An 18,608-nucleotide genomic window follows, 5' to 3' on the forward strand; every position below is an offset into this window, starting at 1 on the left:
ATTATTTATCCTGAGCATCCTTTTCATCCTGGTTATCCTGATTCAGACAAATTCAATAACTACCGAAAAAGCAATCAAGTGTCGATTTTGAGAATGTATCTTTAAGTCTTAAAAAATGCCGGCTTACAGCCTGAAAAGGAAATATTGGTATGAATACAATTCTGGTTATTGATGACGATGATCAACTGCGAATAAGCTTTTGCAAGCTGCTTAGGGAAGAGCAATATGATGTTATTGGTGCTGCATCCGGTGAAGCTGGAATTGAGATCGTGCAGCAGAAGGTAATTGATCTTGTGATTCTGGACATGCGTCTTCCAGGCATGAATGGCATGGAAACTTTCATTAAGATCAAGGAGATAGACTCAAGGCTTCCAGTAATTATAGTCACAGCCTTTGGAACCACGGAAATCGCCATTGAAGCAACCAAAATGGGGGCCTACGACTATGTACTTAAACCCTTTGATGTCCCTGAAATGCTCACTCTTATAAAACAGGCCATAGAGGCTGGCTACTGCATGAGGGCACCTGTGGCAGTTGATGCGGAACCCGGCCTTGAAGCAGATGTTTCAGGGGATGCCATTATAGGCCAGAGTCGCCTGATGCAAAATGTCTATAAAGCCATTGGAATGGTTTCCAAGACAGATGCAACGGTTTTAATAAGGGGAGAGTCAGGAACAGGAAAGGAGCTTGTGGCACGGGCAGTATATCAACACGGAATTCGGGCAAATAAAGCCTTTCTTATTATCAACTGCGTTGCCATTCCTGAAAATCTTCTGGAAAGTGAGCTTTTCGGATATGAAAAGGGAGCTTTTACAGGTGCGTCCCAGCGCCATATAGGAAAGATCGAACAGGCCAATGGAGGAACTGTCTTTCTGGATGAGATAGGGGATATGCCCCTGAACATTCAGGCAAAAATTTTAAGGCTTTTACAGGAAAAGAACATTGAGCGCCTTGGAGGAGAAGAGACCATCCCTGTTGATGTCCGAATAATTGCCGCCACCAACAAGCATCTTGAACAGGCCATTGAAGATGGAAGTTTTCGGGAAGATCTCTATTTCAGGCTTAAAGTTGTCACAATTGAACTACCTCCGCTGCGGGAACGCAAAGAGGATATTGAAAATCTTGTGAACCACTACATTTCAAAATTTTCAATGGATTTAAAAATTGATAATCCGGGGATTCAGAAACAGGCCATGTCTCTTTTGAGCCGATATGAGTGGCCTGGCAATATAAGGGAGCTATCCAATATGGTTCATAAGCTGCTCATTTTTAACAGAGGGGCGCCGGTTTCGGCCTTTGATGTTGAACAGATTGTTAACCGGAAGGAAGATATCAGAAGGGAAAAAAGAGTTGAAATGTCTCTTCTTAATGAATGGGTACGCCAGCTACTCTCTGATCCTTCAGAGCCATACCGCTTTGATGATTTTATGGACACCCTTGCCCGCATTGTCATTTCAGAGGCTCTTGAGCTTACCAACGGCAACCGTTCCCAGGCAGCCAAAATTTTGGGTATATCAAGACCTACGCTCCATGCAAGGATTGAAAAATATCAGATTCATTGCAGGGCGCAGGTTGTATCATGAATAAGGATTTACCATGAAAATGACTATCATTTTTATATTGGGGGTGATTGATACGCAACCATGCCCGTTTACCATGAAAATGACTATCATTTATCAGTGGTTAGAGCTGGAAAACAGCCTCAACTTCCAGCGCAGCTCCAAGAGGAAGAGCTGCCACCTGAAAGGCGCTTCTGGCAGGAAAAGGTTCCTTAAAATATAGAGCATAAATTTTGTTCACGGCCTGAAAATCGGTAATATCTGAAAGAAAAACTGTTGTCTTCACAGCATTGTCAAGAGTTGTTCCGGCAGCTTCGGCAATGGCAGCAATATTTTTAAAGACCTGATGCGCATGGTCTTCAATTGAGCCTTCAGGAATCTTGCCGGTTGCAGGATCAATTGGAATCTGGCCGGATGTAAAAAGAAGGTTGTCGGTAATGACTCCCTGGGAATATGGGCCTATTGCTGCTGGTGCATTTGGGGTTGATACGTTTTTTTTTGACATTGTTTTCTCCTTCTCCTTTAATTTTTTTCATATTAACATCTCTATAACATACATGGCAGACACATCTGCCACAACGAAGCATGAAAGTCCTGAGAAGCCTTTAATCACGGGGACTTTCTTATAACGGCCATGGCAGGACCTTCTGCCTCAACGAAGCATGAAAGCCCCGCGCAACCAAAAACGGCGGGGACTTTAATATAAAAATATTTGGCATCCTTCATATCATGCAGAAAGTACTTTACACTTTCCGGAACAGGCTACCAGAAAAACCGGCATTGTGTTCAGGAAAATGTTAACTGGCAAATGAAAGATGCCAAATATTTATATTTTAAAATAAATATTTTTACTCCTTCCATTGTGGCGGACATCCGCCATCTACGTCATATAGCTATTTCCATTTTATCTCCTGCAAAAGCAACTATTGCATTTGCAAATTTATACTTAAAAATAATAAATCTCAAGCAGATGTTATATTTGTTTAAGTCGTTGGTAATTAATTCTGGGCATCCTAATTCAGACAGTATTAACAAGGCTCAAAAGATCATAGGTATCGATTTTTAGAATATAGACAAATGGGGCGTGAATCTGGCAAGAGCCATGGTAAAAAATGATATTGTTTCAGGCATGGATAAAAAAGTATTGGACAACAGGCTGCTGATGGGTGCTATATTAATTCAGCAGTGAGGATGTACGAGCTTCGGCAACCCGTCTTTTGGGCCTGTCTGAAAACCTTACAGATCTTGTAGTGTTCTTTCAAGGTTTGATTGTCGGTTAAAAAAAACCTTGAACCTTTGAACTTTCTTAAAAATAACCCGACACTTTAAACTTGAAGAACCAGTAGGCAAATTCAGGATATGATTCAAAAAAGAAGCTCCTCAAAAAAAACTGACAGAGAGCCATTGCTTGCCAGATCACCTGCAAGTTCAATATCGAGACAGCTTGCAATCAGCCTTGGATTGACAGTTGTCTCGGTTTTGCTTGTTGTATTTCTTGTCGGCTCTATATTCAGCTATAAATATCATCTCAATCAGTTGAATGAGAGAGGTAATGAGCTCATCAGGGATTTAGCGGGAATTTTTAGAAATCCGATGTGGAATCTGGACTTTGCAACTATAAAGCAGACAGGTGACCTTGCTTTCAGAAATGATCTGGTGGATGAGATAGTTATTGTTTTTTTTGATGCAAAAAGAGAAAATGTTATTTTTTCAAAAGATAAAAGTGAATCTTCATCCTGGCTGAACCTGAGTCAGGATATCACATTCAATGACAAAGCCATAGGCAATGTAAAAATTGGTGTCACCACCAACGCAATACGCAAAAGCCTGTACTCGTTTTTGAGTTATTTCAGCGTTGTGCTTTTTCTTATTTTTATATCAATTCTTCTTGCCACCCGATTTTTTATAAAAAGATACCTCAATGCCCCCCTTGATCAGCTCAATACCGTTTTATATTCATATTCTCGGGGAAATTACACAATTCCCCACAGTCCATTTACCAACAGGGAGTTTCAGAGGGTCGGAGCTGTACTCTATCACATGGGAGAGACCATCAGGCAACAGATTGAGAAGTTGAGCCAGGCAGATCGTCTTTTCAACAATATAAAAGAGATGATTTTCCGTATGCGTATTCCTGAAGGTTACTGTGAATATGTCAATCCTGCTGTGGAAGATGTGCTTGGGTATTCGGTTGAAGCTGTCAAAAGCACTCCGGATATTCTTGTCAAAATAATTCATCCTGATTTCAGGGAAGAGCTTTCAAAGGTGTGGAAAAACATCCTGGAAAACAAACTTGCTCCAAGCTATGTATATAAAATTCTGGATTCTGAGGGAAAAACAAGGTGGATACATCAATCCAATATTGCCATAAGAGATGACAATGGAAAAATTGTTGCTATTGAGGGATGCTGTACCAACATCACAGAGCAGAAAATTGCCCGTATGGAAAAAGCAAAACTTGAGGCACAGTTACGTCAGTCACAAAAAATGGAAGCCATCGGGCAGCTTGCAGGGGGCATTGCCCATGATTTCAATAATATTCTTGGCATGATCATGGGAAATCTGACCCTTGCAAAGTCAGATATTACAGAAGATCATCCTGCATTCCCCAGACTTGATGCCATTGGAATTGCCTCAAAACGCGCAAAGGATGTGGTGGCACAGATATTGAGTTTTGGCCGCAAAAAGGAGTTTAAGCATAAACCTGTAAAAGTGGATACTGTTCTTAATGAAGCTCTTGTGCTTTTAAGGGCAACTATTTCACGCAATATAACTATTGATTTGTATATGGAGAATCAACTGCCATTTATAAAAGGTGATGCCACTCAACTTCATCAGGTATTTATAAACATTGCAACCAATGCGGTACATGCCATGGAGGAGAAGGGAGGAGGAACACTTACCATTGAAGCTTCAAGAGCAAAAAATTTTAACAGTCCATTTTCCTCCAAAGATGACTCTGAAACAGCATGGCTTCAAATTTATACTCCACCTCCCATAAATAATCTTCCCGATGATGGATATATTAAGGTGATATTTACAGATACAGGCTGTGGTATTGATCCTGCCATTCGGGAAAATATACTTGACCCCTATTTTACAACCAAAGCCCCTGACAAGGGAACTGGCCTTGGGCTTTCCGTTGTTCACGGTATTGTAAAAAATATGGACGGCCATATAATCATCGAAAGTGCTCCTGGAAAAGGGACGCGGATCGCCATTTTTTTTCCGTCACTGTCCGTTATTCACCATGAAGATGAAAGTGTTTTCAAATCCCCACAAAAAGAGATCTCAAAACCTGAGGAAGTTATGGTTCTTTTTGTGGATGATGAAGAGATGTTGCAGGAGATGTGCTCCCATGCCCTTGAGCATTTTGGATATAAGGTAAAATCCCATATCTGTCCGGCTGATGCTCTGAAGGAGTTCAGGCAGAACCCATCTCAATTTAATATTATGCTCACGGATATGAATATGCCCCTACTTTCCGGAGAGGAATTGATTACAGAAGTGCTGGCAATCCAGCCGGAATTGCCTGTAATTGCATGCAGCGGGGATTCGACATCTTTTGATCTTGATAAAATTAAGGCAAAGGGCACAGTGACTTTTTTGGAAAAGCCCTATGACATATATCAACTGTCAGATGTCATTCAGGAGACTTTGAGGATCTCTATTAAATCAAAAAAATGAACAAAAGGATCTTGTTAATCTTGGGTATCCTGATTCAGACAGTGTTGACAAGGCTCTAAAGATTCTGCCCATACAAAAATGGGCGACAACATAATCAAGCTCAAACATTATGAATTACAACTTTAGAATCTGAAATAATCAAATCAGGCATAAAAAAGCCGGTAGGCTTATGTTGTTTTTTGCAACAGAGACGTTCGTTTTTGCAACATCCCATTCCTGCCTTTAATTAATGGCTGTTTTAAGCAATTACTTCAATTATCCTTTTTAATCACTTCCAGATATTCGTTGCATTCTGAAACAACCCATTCTCACTCTATCACCACACATTTCTGTTTTGCTCATTTTTTCAACAATCATTTAAATCATTATGTTTATAAAAATCAAACAGTTAAGGTGGTATTTATAGACATAAAACTAAAGATCAGTCTTACAGAATTTCATGCGGTACACTATTTGTAATGCAGATGTGCCCAGGAGGTAATCTTGTATGAATTCTGATTTGCTGGTTATTTTTGAAAATGAGCAGGTATTCCCCGATGCCCTTACCTATGCAAGGGAGCTTGCCCTTCGCATTGACGCAAGGGTTACCCTTCTCATGCTGGTCTCCATGTCCTTTGCAGGTTCCGGTATTCTGGGAGCAAAACGAAGTGCCCTTAAAAAGATTGAATCAAGGGCAGGTGCACTTCTGGCAAAATTTTCAGAACCATTCATAAGAGAGAGGATTGAAATTGCCAGTGCCCTTAAAATAGGAGAGCCGGCACAGGAACTTATAAAGTATCTGGCAGACAGGCCACCATTTAAGGCCATTCTCTGGGGCAGCGGTCAGGAGTTGCCATTTGTGGCAAAGGGAGGCAGCGGACACTGGCTCAGAAAAGTTACAGCAAGTCTTGAATGCCCTCTTCTGACAATAACAAGAAGAACTCCGCCACAATAATATTATTACAAAAAAAATGGAGAAATTATGGAACAACTGACTTCAGAAATGATGATGGTACTCATGATGATAGGAATAGCTGTTTTTCTTTTCATCGTTGAATGGGTAAGGGTGGATGTGGTTGCCATCCTGATGATGGTAGCACTTCCCCTTCTTCATCTGGTAACCCCGAAAGAGGCGTTTGTGGGGTTGAGCAGTAATGCTGTTGTATCTATCATTGCAGTTATTATTATCGGTGCCGGCCTTGACAAGACCGGAATGATCAACAAACTTGTCAAACCAGTACTTGTAATTGCAGGTACAAGTACATCAAGGGTCATTGTTGCAATATCATGCACAGTGGCAATTATCTCCAGCTTTATGCAGAATATTGGAGCAGCAGCCCTTTTTCTTCCTGCAATCCAGAGGATAAGCAAAATGCAGAAGATCCCATTGAGCCGACTTCTTATGCCTGTGGGATTCAGTGCCATTCTTGGCGGGACAATTACACTTGTGGGCTGTTCACCACTTATTCTTTTAAACGATCTTCTCATTCCCTTTGACCTTGAGCCATTCGGACTTTTTGATGTAACCCCCATAGGTCTTGCACTGGTTGCAAGCGGTATTGCCTGCTTTATTCTTCTGGGGCGATTTATTCTTCCACAGGGTGAAACAGGCGAATCAGACAATGTGGCTGTATGCACACTTGAGAACGAAGAAATTGAGGGCGATACCCATATTGATAATGATGATGATCATAATGATGGAAATATAAGGCTTGAGTCTGCCGAAAAACATTCAAGGGAAGGTAATGAGCTCAACAAACGTTATGAGCTTACAACCTCTGAAGATTTCATGGATTACAGGGATCCTGTTTTTGTTGATGATCTGAGGCGCAGATATCTTGTGAATGTTCTTGCACTTACTGAACCCCCTGATTTTAAAACCCTTTCTCCACCTCCGGAAGCGGAAATACGTGCCGGTGTAGATCTTGTTGTATGCGGCAAAAGAAAAGATGTCCTGAGAATGGCGGCTGCCGAGGAGATGCAATTAAAGGCTTGCATTGAATGTTACGACAAAGAGTTTGATTCAGCCACATCTGGTATTGTGGAAGCTGTTGTCTCGCCAAGATCACATTTTGTCGGTCAGACAATTGCAGCAATCCGCTTCAATGACAGATTCCGAGTTACACCACTTGAAATTCATCGCCAGGGCGAAATCTACAGAGCAGAAATTGACAATATCATGCTCCAGACAGGTGATGTAATAAGTTTTTATGGAACATGGAAAAGGCTTGAGTCCCTCCATAGAGAAGGTGGTCTTCTTTTCAGCATGCCTTCTGATATTGAAGATATGCGGCCTGAAAAAGCACTTTGGGCAGCCGGATGGCTTATTCTGGCACTGACCATGATAATGTTTTTTAAAATTCAGCTTTCAGTCTCCCTTATGACAGGTGCTCTAGGGATGGTTATAACCAGGGTTTTGAGTATTGACGAAGCATATCAATCAGTTGACTGGAGGACGATTTTTCTTCTGGCAGGTCTTATACCACTTGGGATTGCAACGGAAAAGACAGGCACTGCTGCATGGATTGCCGGCACAATCCTTTCCATTATAGGAGATGTTCCCCCCATTGTGCTTCTAACTGTCATCGGCATACTTTCCACAGTATTTACTCTTGTTATTTCCAATGTTGGTGCAACGGTTCTTCTTGTTCCCCTTGTTGTTAACATGGCACTTGCTTCAGGAGCAGACCCAAGAATGGCGGCACTTGTTGTGGGGCTTGCCACAAGCAACTCATTTATGTTGCCAACCCATCAGGTAAATGCCCTTTACATGGGGCCAGGCAGATATCGCACAATTGATTTTATAAAGGCAGGAAGCCTTGTAAGCGTAATTTTTCTGGTGGTTATGATTGCAATGATCAGCCTGATTTACGGAATTTAAATTTTGAACCCGAACTTTATAAGGAATTTAATATAAAATGGCCATTATAACTATTTCACGTGGGTCACATTCCATGGGCAAGGCAGTTGCTGAAAGGGTGGCTGAAAAGCTCGGCTACAGAATTATAAGCCGGGATCTGCTTCTTAAGACAAGTGACAAATTTCAGGTTCCCCAGCATACACTGCTCCAGGCTATACATGACGCCCCTGGTATTTTTGAAAGATATAAACATACCAAACAGATTTACATGGCATATATACGTTCTGCACTTGTGGAGATGGTTGCAGAAGGTGAAGTTGTCTATCACGGACTTGCAGGGCATCTTCTTCTAAAGGGTCTTGATCATGTTCTCAAGATCAGGATAACAGCAAACTTAGAGGGGCGTATTGCCAGAAAGGTGAAAGAAGAGGGCCTTACAGAGCAAAAAGCAAGATCCATTATTATGGATGATGATGAACAGAGAAGAAAGTGGACACGAAAAATATATGAAACAGACCCATGGGACAGCTCCCTTTACGATATGGTGATATGCATAGATAAGCTCTCCATTGAAAATGCCGTTGATTTTATATCTTCTGCTGCCTTGACAGAGCCATTCAGGAAAACCGAGGCAACACTTAAAAAATCCCAGGATCTCCTTATTGCATGCAATGTCAAGGCCGCCTTGGTGGAAGATTTTTCAGATGCCAATGTCACATGTGAATATGGCAATGCTCTTGTATATTCAACTGAAAAGGATGCCCATAATATAAAATTTAAAAAAATTCTGGATCGTCTGAGAAAAGAGAACTCCAGAATTTATAATCTTGAAGTTCATACAGGGGTTACGGCTCCCATAAATGCCGTCTAATAAGGAGGATATCATGCCAGTTCTACTTTTTGCTTCAGAAAACCAGGAACTTGAAAACGACATAGCGCATCAGACCGCAAATCAGCTTGGCTACAAGACACTTAACAGAGGTTCTCTTGCAGAGATTGCAAACAGACACTCCCTTGAACTACCCAAGCTTGAGGATGCCCTTCAAAATACACCCTCCATACTAAGGCGAATGCCCTCCAAGCTTTGGCATTACTACATTTCCTGTGTGGAAATGGAAGTGCTTGACCGGCTGCTTGATGACAATGTTGTCTGCTGGGGCCTTGGAGCGCATCTTTATGTTCTTGTTGTATCCCATGTTCTTAAGGTAAGGCTGATAGGAGGATATGGTCAACAGACAGATCCTGATATCAAGAGAGAGAAACTGAGAAAAAAGTGGTCACTTGCAGCATACAAGCGTGAAGAGGCAGATCCCAAACTCTACGATATTGTTATCAACCTTGATCAGATCAAGCCTGAAGAGGCAGTGGGTACAATTACATCTACAATTGATTATCCCCGCTTCAGACCCATGACCTACTCCAGAAACAATCTTATGGATAGGGCACTTGCAGCCAGGGTTAAAAATGCTCTTCTTAAAACATTGACAGATATCCATGTTCATGCCCAGAACGGCACAGTGGTGGTTACAACCACATCCCTTAAAAGGGAAAAAGAGAAAAAAATTGCAGCTATCAAGGAGGTCGCAGGTCAAGTTGAAGGTATTGGATATCTTGAAGTCCACTGGAATGTTGATCCTGTGAACGAAGCTGCAGTCAGCTCCAGATAATTCCTCAAAATCGACATCTTATTGCTTTTTTAGAAGTTATTGCAGTTGTCTGAACCAGGATAACCAGGATGAGTAGGATGCTCAGGATAGATAATCCTGCCTTATCTTTGTTAATCTTGGGACTCCTGATTCAGACATTGTTGACAAGGCTTACAAGATCATAGGTGTCGATTTTGAGTAATTCTTATAAACAGGCATGATTGATTACGTATCAATCACCCCCAAATATAAAAATGATAGTCATTTTCACGGTAAATTTAATTGTGATATTATCGTAAAAAGCAAAACCCAATAAAACCTGTTGGAGTCAAGGAGGCTGTAATGTCAAATGAACTTAAGATTCTGTTGCTGGATGATGAACACATTGTAGGGAAACGTCTTAAACCTGCCTTAGAAAAGATCGGATGCAGTGTTGAGGTTTTTCAGGATCCCTTAGAAGCAATAAAGAGGATTGAAGAGAAAGAGTTTGATATTGTTGTGACAGATATCTATATGGAAGGCATGGATGGTATGCAGGTACTTGAAAAGGTTCATGCAAAATGTCCAAAAACAAAAATAATAATGATCACAGGTTACGCCATGATCTCCCTTGCAAGGGATGCCATGGAAAAAGGTGCATTTGACTTTATTGCAAAGCCCTTTAAGCCGGATGATCTGAGGAAAATAATTGCAAAAGCTGCTGAAGCCCTTGGTTCTCCCATTGATTTCAGTGCATCCGGTAATTAATCAGTGCCGGTCTAATGCAGGGTAAACCTGGTCATTTCTCAAAACCGAGCCTTAACCGACCAGGTTTTGTTTTATTTACCTCCCACCCTGATGGGGAGACAACCATAAATGGATGGATTGAGATGGAAACGGAAAATCAGCAACGGGAAGAGAAAGGCACTGATGTTAAAAATCCTAAAACAGATAAAGAGTCTTCTGATTTTACAATGAAAAATCTTTACGGGCACATGGAAGATATCCAGAAAGCCCAGCAGACACTGATGGCACGATACCATTTCAGTGTGAGAAGGCAGATCTATATTGGCAATGTTGTTGTTTTTCTGTTTGCCGCCCTTATTGCCGTCATTCTCATTCTTAACAACGAACAGGTACAGACGCGATTGGAGTTTCTTGAATTTGTAAATGACTTTTCATCAGAAATCCAGCAGGCCAGACGTTATGAAAAAAACTATTTTCTCTATGGAACAAATCTTGACGATGCCATTGAAAATATTCATCTTGCAAACCTTATATTCACAAAGGAGTCAGAAACTTTTTCCGAACTTCAGGACCAGGTGACTCGTCAGGAGATACTTAAAAAAATCAATGCCTATGAAGCTCTTCTTGGAGAGTTGCTGCAAAACCAGAAGGCAGATGTGCCGCTACCAATGAATACTCCACATGCATCAAAGGAAATTGAAACACGTCTTAGGGGATATGGTCAGGATATTCTTGCATCTGCCCAGTCAATGATGACAGTTGAAAAACGTGCTCTTGAACGAGCTTTGAAGCGTTCCAGGGATATACACATCTACTCCATTATCGTGCTGCTTGTCATTCTTGCTCTCAACTCATATCTTCTGGTGGGGAGAATCTACTCCACCCTCAACAGGTTTGCAAGCTATGCCCAGAGGATAGCTTCTGGGGACTTCAGACCAATTTTGCCAAAAAGAAAATTCAGGGACGAGTTTACAGATCTTGCTGTTGCCATAAACGAGATGATAAAGGAGATTGACACAAGGGAGGCTGTTCTTATACAGACCCACAAAATGAGGGCTGTGGGAACACTTACAGCAGGGGTTGCACATGAGCTTAACAACCCTTTAAATAACATTATGCTCACCGTCCACATGCTGATGGAAGATTATCATGACATGCCGGATGATGAGCGTATGGAGATGCTTGAGGATGTAATAAAAGAGACAGACAGATCAAGAAAAATCATAAGAAATCTTCTTGATTTTGCAAGGGAAAGCTCATCTGCAATGGAGTCTGTGGATCTTGAGGAGCTTCTTAAGGGTACTGTCCATCTTCTTGAGAACCAGATACGCCTTTCAGGAATATCAATCGAGATTCAGTTTACCGATGATCTTCCCAGGATACATGGCGATGCCCAGAAACTTCAGCAGGTGTTTGTAAATCTTCTGCTCAATGCCATTGATGCATCATCCAAAGGACAGAAAATACAGGTTATGGGATGTCTTGGCGAGAAAGGTGACTCTGTAAAGGTAAATGTTGTTGATTACGGACATGGTATCCCCAAGCACATTCTATCATCTGTTTTTGATCCTTTTTTCACAACAAAACCCAAAGGTAGAGGGACAGGGCTTGGCCTTAGCGTCTCACAGGGTATTGTTGCAAAGCATGGAGGGACGATAAAAGCCAAAAGCGATAAAGGAAGCGGGTCATGTTTTACTGTGATTCTTCCGGTCATTACATTTCCGGAGTTTGAATCCTTTCATCTTTAAGAATCATATTTGCTTATAATGAACAACTATGAGCTTCTGAGCATTTTCAATAGTGTCTGAATCAGGATTACCCTGAATTACTCAAAATCGACATCTTATTGCTTTTTCAGAAGTTATTGCAGTTGTCTGAACCAGGATAACCAGGATGGATAGGATGCTCAGGATAGATAATCCTGCCTTATCTTGTTAATCTTGGGAATCCTGATTCAGACAGTGTTGAGCCCTCTTTCAAACTACCTAATAAAATCAAATAGTTCGCTTAAACTCAATCTGTATAACGGCCATGGCATACATATTTGCAGCAACGAAGCATGAAAGTCCTTTAGAGCCTTAAAAGACGGGGACTTTCTTATAACGGCCATGGCAGACACACCTTCCACAACGAAGCATGAAAGTCCTTAGAACCTTAAAAGACGGGGACTTTCTTATAAAAATTATGACTATCTTACATATGGATGCCAGCTTGAATCCTCAAACCACTTTTTATATATACGGTCAAACCTTCCATCACTTTTTATTTTTTTCAGAAAATCATTGAGAAACTTCATGAATTCAGGATCATTTTTCCTGATTGCCCATGCAATTGGTTCTTCTGTAAAAGGTTTATCAAGAAAAACAAGCTTCTCTTTTCCGTACATGGTCATGAACACTGCATTGTATGGAAAGTCATATACAAATGCATCAACATCTCCTTCAAGCACTGCCCTTGCTCCTTCTTCTTCAGTGTCATAAGAGATGTATTTGCATTGCGGGATATATTTCATAACGCTCTGTTCACCAGTGGTGCCTGGTTTGGATGCCACTTTAAAGGATGCAGAATTTAGATCCTTATATGAAAGAATCTTGCCCCTGTGCTTGATGTTGAGTAATACAGTCTGTCCAATGGTCATGAAGGGATCTGCAAAATCGACCTCTTTCTTTCTCTCTTCTGTAACTGACATGCCGCCAAAAATGATGTCAAACCTTCCAAGTTTTAAGGCAGGTATAATGCTTGGCCAGAATGTATCCACAAAAACAGGTTTTACACCAAGCTCCTTTGCCATCTCAATGCCCATGTCAATGTCAAATCCGATTATGTTGACATTACGGGTGCTTCCTCTTCTAACGCCGCCGTGACTTATCTGTTTCTGGCGGATGCCGCTTCTTTTATCAACCATCTCAAAGGGCATGAAACCTGTTTCCATGCCTATTTCAATTTTGCCACGCCTGAGAATACCTTCAAGGGTTGAATCTTCGGAAAGTTCTATATCTGAACTCCAGGCAACCGAAGCAGACAAAAAAATGGCCAGCATAAAAATGAAAGCTTCGGCAAATCTTTTTTGGGTCAACCCCAATTTTTTTGGGGATGACACTCCTTGCATGGTTAATTCAGGAATTTTGTGAGACATCGGTCACCTCCTATTTACCCATTGCAGTTGCAGTATCATCTGCTGTTATTTTATTTTTGCTATTCATATCGGAATTACTTTCAGGATTACCATCTTTTACAACCTCTTTAACCATCTTCTCTCTCTCCTCTGAAAGATGAATGGTAATGTTGAACCAGCCAAACAGCATGGATACAACTGGTGAAAGCCAACAAAAAAAGTTAAATGGCAGATAGGCTATGGTTGGCACTCCAAGTGTTGCTGTCATATAAGCGCCACCTGTGTTCCAGGGGACAAGATTTGCGGTGACTGTTGCACTGTCCTCAAGTGCCCGGGAAAGATTTTTGGGATGAAGCCCCATATCTTTATAGGCCTGGGAGTACATTTTTCCTGTCATGACAATTGACATGTACTGATCACACAGAATCAGGTTGGAGCTTATGGATGTTAAAATAGTCGCAGTAATCAGGGATCTGGCAGAATTTGCCTTTAAAAGAACCTTTGCCACAACAACCCTGAGCTGGTTGGTCTTCTCCATTATACCACCAAACATCATGGCACATATGACAATTGATATGGTATAAAGCATTGATTCAAAACCACCCTTGGAAAGCAGATTGTCTATGGCTGCCATGCCGGTATTACTTGTATATCCACTCCAGGAGACAGAGAGAATATCTCCAAATGAATTGCCCTGAAAGATGACTCCAAGTATGGCGGCAGTGACAATACCTGCTGCAATGCCGGGAAGTGCTGCAATTCTTTTATACGCAAGAAACATCACAACTGCCGGAGGAATAATCATAACAGGATTAATTGCAAACTGATTTGCAAGTCCTTCTGTAATCTGGCTTACAGCTTCAAGATTTGCATCTCCGCCACCGTATATGTAGTTCAGTACACACTCAATAATAAGGGTCAACCCCATTGTGACACCTGTTGTATAGGTCATGTGTTTAATATGGGTATAAAGATCTGTACCTACCATTGCAGGAGCAAGGTTTGTGGTGTCGGAAAGAGGTGACATCTTGTCTCCGAAATATGCACCGGAAAGAACAGCACCAGCAACAACGGGAAGAGGGAAGTTGAGGCCCTGACCAATACCTATAAGGGCGATTCCGATTGTTCCTGCTGTTCCCCATGAGGTACCTGTTGCAAGGGATGTTATGGCACAAATTATCACAGTTGCCGGAAGAAATATCTTGGGGCTTAAAATTTTCAGACCATAATATAAAAGTGTAGGCACAACTCCGCTCTGAATCCAGACTCCAATTAAAATTCCAATTACACCAAGTATAACAATGGCCTGGAGGGAATTTGTTATACCATTGAGCATTCCTGACTCAATCTCTTCCCATGAAAATCCGGCTTTAATGCCCATAATGGCAGCCACCATCACCCCCAGCAGGATGGGAACCTGTGCATCTGACTCATATTTGACAATGGCAAGGCTTATAAACAAAACCAGACCTAAGATTGAAATCATTGCTTCCCATACATAAGGATCCCTCTTCAAACGCTTGTTCATTGCAATATCTCCTTTTTAATATTAAATTTATAGCTTTCCAGAAAATTATTTTATTTTTTGGTCAAAAAAATTAATCCAGATAACAGATAGTTAGACATTTCCATTATCAATTTAATTATCTGGAGTACTATAGGAATGAACATTCATTAACTACGGGATTTATAATCTAAATAGTACATAAATACTGAAGCTTCAGATAAAATTTCCGCAGTTATTAAATTCTCGTTCCATCTTACCCATTAGCTTTTTTTTGCCTGGGCAGTTATGATTATCATTACCAGAAATGGTATTAAACAGACATGATTGACTACGTATCAATCACCCCCAAATATAAAAATGTTAGTCATTTTCACGATAAAGTTATTTAACTCGGATCATCATCACAGGGCATTTTGCCATTTTTGCCACCTTGTCAGCCACAGAACCAAACAGATGTGTCTGTATATTTCTGCCGCTACCCATTATTATCAGATCAATATTGTTCTGCTCCACATATTCGATAATCTCCTTATAATGGGTTCCTGATAAAACGCTTGCCTTTGCATCAGGATGGGAGGCTGTATATTTTTCCCTGAAAAGCCCAAGCTGCTTTTCAGCCATTTCAATGCGATCCTGTTCAAAATTACTTGCATGACGTTTTATATCAGTTTCTGAAGGTTGACTGATAAATGCATCTGCATAGAAATTCATTTTCCTGACAACATGTATCATATGAATTTCTGCAGAGTACTTTTCCGCCATTGACAAAACATAAGGAACCACAACAGGCGACATCTCTGTAAGGCTTACGGGAAAAAGGATACGGGTAAATTGTTCCATTTCTTCTCCTTTTTAAGATAAATAGTTTTCGTTCAAGGTTTGATTGCTGGGTATAACGTAAACAGTTATGGAATCTTAAACTGAATGTTGGGTAAAAATCCGGAAGGTCAAAGTTGCTATTATAAATTTGGATAGTCGTATAAAACAACCTGTTCCATCTAATGTCAAACCATTTAAACTCATATATGCATGATAAAAACTCATGCATAGGTGTAAAAAATTTTACATAGAAAATTTTTTGACTTTCAGCTAATTTGCCAACTTTTCATCAAAAAACTTGTCAAATTACAATCAATAATATATTGGTTTTAGATAGTTATATCAAAAAAAGAGCCTGACTCTCTTATACTTAAAAAACATTATTGGTCAAGTTAAACAACCATTCCTATAATGAGCATAATGAGAGATATTTTCACGGTAAATTTTTGAAAATATATCGCCAGCCAAAAATTCCATCAATAACAGACATATATACACAAATTCTGGAGGTATCTTAATGGGGCTGAAGATTAAAACTAAACTTATTCTAAGTGCGCTGGTCATGGCTGTGATTCTGATGACATCGTCAGCAGCTATTGTTTCTGTAATTGTAGGCAACCAGACAAAAGCAAGCATTTACGACAATCTTGACAGAGCAGTCAATCTCATCAAAGAGGAGTTGACAGCTCAGATAAATGCCATGCAGGAGAGTTGCAGAAAGACAGTTTTAAGCAATGACACTGCAAATGAAGTCAAATTCCTTTATGACTTTCCAGATAAAGGTTCAATTGTCACAACAAAAAGCACATTCGTCAGTTGTTCTGTTACACTTTTCCAGGCAGCATCATCAAATAATTACAGCAGCATGGCAACATATGACATTGATGGCAATTTAAAAACCTTTGTGCAGGCACATGGGGATGGAAACTTCTATGCCGGCTTTCACATGATTGAATCTGACGGTTCTGGAAGTTTTATGGGTGCTGAACTTCACTCAGATGAACGTCTTACAGATGACCGTTTTCTGGAGAACGCATCGTCACCTGATCTTGAGACAAAAATTGACTTAAATGATCGGGATCTCTCCCTTGAAGAGTCATCCTTTTTCCTGCAAAACGGTAAAATGGCAATCAAAATATTTACACCGCTTATGGGAAAAAAATACAATCCAGAGACAGACAGTGTGGAGCCGACTCCAGTGGGCACTCTTATCTCTTATTATCCAATGGATGATCTGTTTGCAGAAAGAATCAAAAAAATGACCTCACTTGACATTAACATCTACGTTAATGGCCAATTGACCGGAGGTACCCTAAAATCATATAATGCCTGTAGTAATCCTGAAATAAAATCGTCATTTAAACCAGGCAGTGACCTTATTGCCCAGGAAAGTTATACACATGAATTTGAACTTGACGGGAAAAAACATATCAATACAATGCTTCCTGTTTATGAAAAGACAAACCTTGTAGGTTCCATAGCTGTCATTCAATCTGCGGAGCTTATTGCATCAAATATAAAAAACATGCTTTTTCGACTTGGCATTGTAAATGGAATCTGTATTCTTCTTATTCTGCCAATTGTTTATATCTTCTCCCTTACCATCTCAAATCCCCTTAAAAATGTTGTAAACAGACTCAGGGATATTGCAGAGGGCGAAGGTGATCTTACCATGCGCCTTGAAAAAAGAAGCAGCGATGAATTTGGCGATCTTGCCCACTGGTTTAACATTTTTATTGAAAAACTTCAGGCTATAATTCTGCAAATCGCCAATAATGCAGGTGAATTGAACAGATCTTCCGAAGAGATGGCAAATCTTTCAGGAAAGATGTCTTCAAATTCAGAAGATATGGTTTCCAATCTAAATGAAACCACTGTGGCAGTTGAGGGGGTAAACAACAGTTTTCTTTCAGTTGCAGCAGCCATGGAGCAATCAAGCACAAATTTAAACATGATTGTTTCATCATCCGAGGAGATGGCTGTAACAATAAATGAGATTTCCCGAAAAACGGAAAATGCAACTTCCATTTCAAGGGATGCTGTATCAAAGGCAAGCGGAATGTCAGATAAAATAAAACAGCTTGGTGACGCTGCCCAGGAGATCGGCAAGGTAACAGATATAATCAACGAAATCTCTGAGCAGACAAATCTGCTTTCCCTTAATGCCACCATTGAAGCTGCCAGGGCAGGAGAAGCAGGAAAAGGCTTTACTGTGGTTGCAGGGGAGATAAAGGAGCTTGCAAAACAGACAGCAAAGGCCACAAAGGGGATAAAAGACCAGATAGAAGGGATTCAGAAATCAGCAGAAACCACTGCAAGGGATGTTGAAGGAATACTTTCGGTGATTCATGAGGTAAATAAAACCATAGCCTCCATTGGTTCAGATATTGAGGAGCAATCTTCAACCACACAGGGTATTACAGAAAATGTAGCACATGCCTCCCAGGGCGTTTCAGAGGTTAGTCAAAATGTTGCAAACAACTCCACAGTGGTTGGAAAAATAAACGGAAGTATCTCCAACATTGACAACCTTGCACATGGCATTGCAGAGAGCAGTTCTGATGTTGCAAATGGAGCACGCTCCCTTTTTATGCTTTCCGAAACCCTTGATGAACTGGTAAGAAAATTTAAAATAAAATGAGGGGATCTTTCATTGGTTGATTTACACTTTTTTGAACCAAGAATTTCCTGAATAAACTTAAAGTTGACA

14 protein-coding genes are annotated in these 18,608 nt (G+C 40.6%); 10 read left to right on the forward strand and 4 right to left on the reverse strand.

The genetic code is table 11. From position 1 onward, the window contains the following. The first annotated feature begins 149 nt into the window (after positions 1-149). A complete protein-coding gene (locus tag MTBBW1_RS09355; RefSeq protein WP_080802434.1) occupies positions 150-1,583 on the forward strand; it encodes a sigma-54-dependent transcriptional regulator in 1,434 nt (477 codons plus the stop codon). A 100-nt stretch (positions 1,584-1,683) separates the two neighbouring features. Here MTBBW1_RS09355 and MTBBW1_RS09360 read toward each other — a convergent pair whose 3' ends face one another. Beyond that, on the reverse strand, positions 1,684-2,064 hold the full coding sequence (locus MTBBW1_RS09360; protein ID WP_080802437.1) for a RidA family protein: 381 nt from the start codon (positions 2,062-2,064) through the stop codon (positions 1,684-1,686). Between the two features lie 303 nt (positions 2,065-2,367). On the opposite strand from MTBBW1_RS09360, the gene MTBBW1_RS09365 reads away from it, so the two are divergent. The 8 genes from MTBBW1_RS09365 to MTBBW1_RS09400 all read left to right on the forward strand — a co-directional run bounded on the left by MTBBW1_RS09365 (position 2,368) and on the right by MTBBW1_RS09400 (position 12,205). Beyond that, complete coding sequence (locus MTBBW1_RS09365) at positions 2,368-2,625, forward strand: hypothetical protein (protein ID WP_080802439.1); 258 nt, start codon at positions 2,368-2,370, stop codon at positions 2,623-2,625. A 293-nt stretch (positions 2,626-2,918) separates the two neighbouring features. Further along, on the forward strand, positions 2,919-5,246 hold the full coding sequence (locus MTBBW1_RS09370) for a hybrid sensor histidine kinase/response regulator (RefSeq protein ID WP_080802442.1): 2,328 nt from the start codon (positions 2,919-2,921) through the stop codon (positions 5,244-5,246). A 487-nt stretch (positions 5,247-5,733) separates the two neighbouring features. Beyond that, the gene (locus MTBBW1_RS09375; RefSeq protein WP_080802443.1) at positions 5,734-6,180 is read left to right on the forward strand and encodes a universal stress protein; all 447 of its coding nucleotides are present in this window, start codon (positions 5,734-5,736) and stop codon (positions 6,178-6,180) included. Between the two features lie 27 nt (positions 6,181-6,207). After that, positions 6,208-8,106, forward strand: a complete 1,899-nt coding sequence (locus MTBBW1_RS09380; protein WP_080802446.1) for an SLC13 family permease — start codon at positions 6,208-6,210, stop codon at positions 8,104-8,106. Positions 8,107-8,143: 37 nt separating this feature from the next. Next, complete coding sequence (locus MTBBW1_RS09385) at positions 8,144-8,956, forward strand: cytidylate kinase-like family protein (RefSeq protein WP_080802448.1); 813 nt, start codon at positions 8,144-8,146, stop codon at positions 8,954-8,956. A gap of 13 nt (positions 8,957-8,969) precedes the next feature. Next, positions 8,970-9,752, forward strand: coding sequence for a hypothetical protein (locus MTBBW1_RS09390; protein WP_080802449.1), 783 nt, complete (start codon positions 8,970-8,972; stop codon positions 9,750-9,752). A 321-nt stretch (positions 9,753-10,073) separates the two neighbouring features. After that, complete coding sequence (locus MTBBW1_RS09395) at positions 10,074-10,478, forward strand: response regulator (protein WP_080802452.1); 405 nt, start codon at positions 10,074-10,076, stop codon at positions 10,476-10,478. A gap of 122 nt (positions 10,479-10,600) precedes the next feature. Then, entirely contained in the window at positions 10,601-12,205 is a 1,605-nt protein-coding gene (locus tag MTBBW1_RS09400; protein WP_080802827.1) for a sensor histidine kinase, read from the forward strand. 440 nt (positions 12,206-12,645) lie between these two features. Here the strand turns inward: MTBBW1_RS09400 and MTBBW1_RS09405 are convergent, their stop codons facing one another. The 3 genes from MTBBW1_RS09405 to MTBBW1_RS09415 form a co-directional block, all read right to left on the reverse strand. Continuing rightward, entirely contained in the window at positions 12,646-13,593 is a 948-nt protein-coding gene (locus MTBBW1_RS09405) for a transporter substrate-binding domain-containing protein (RefSeq protein WP_245809319.1), read from the reverse strand. A gap of 10 nt (positions 13,594-13,603) precedes the next feature. Continuing rightward, positions 13,604-15,100, reverse strand: coding sequence for a Na+/H+ antiporter NhaC (nhaC, locus tag MTBBW1_RS09410; RefSeq protein ID WP_080802454.1), 1,497 nt, complete (start codon positions 15,098-15,100; stop codon positions 13,604-13,606). Positions 15,101-15,460: 360 nt separating this feature from the next. Then, positions 15,461-15,919 carry a universal stress protein gene (locus MTBBW1_RS09415; RefSeq protein WP_080802457.1) on the reverse strand — a complete coding sequence of 153 codons (459 nt, stop codon included), beginning with the start codon at positions 15,917-15,919 and terminating at the stop codon, positions 15,461-15,463. A gap of 496 nt (positions 15,920-16,415) precedes the next feature. Between MTBBW1_RS09415 and MTBBW1_RS09420 the strand changes: the two genes are divergently transcribed. Then, positions 16,416-18,539 carry a methyl-accepting chemotaxis protein gene (locus MTBBW1_RS09420; protein ID WP_080802460.1) on the forward strand — a complete coding sequence of 708 codons (2,124 nt, stop codon included), beginning with the start codon at positions 16,416-16,418 and terminating at the stop codon, positions 18,537-18,539. The last annotated feature ends 69 nt before the right edge of the window (positions 18,540-18,608 follow it).

Source organism: Desulfamplus magnetovallimortis, from assembly GCF_900170035.1.
GTDB classification, from domain to species: Bacteria; Desulfobacterota; Desulfobacteria; order Desulfobacterales; family Desulfobacteraceae; genus Desulfamplus; species Desulfamplus magnetovallimortis.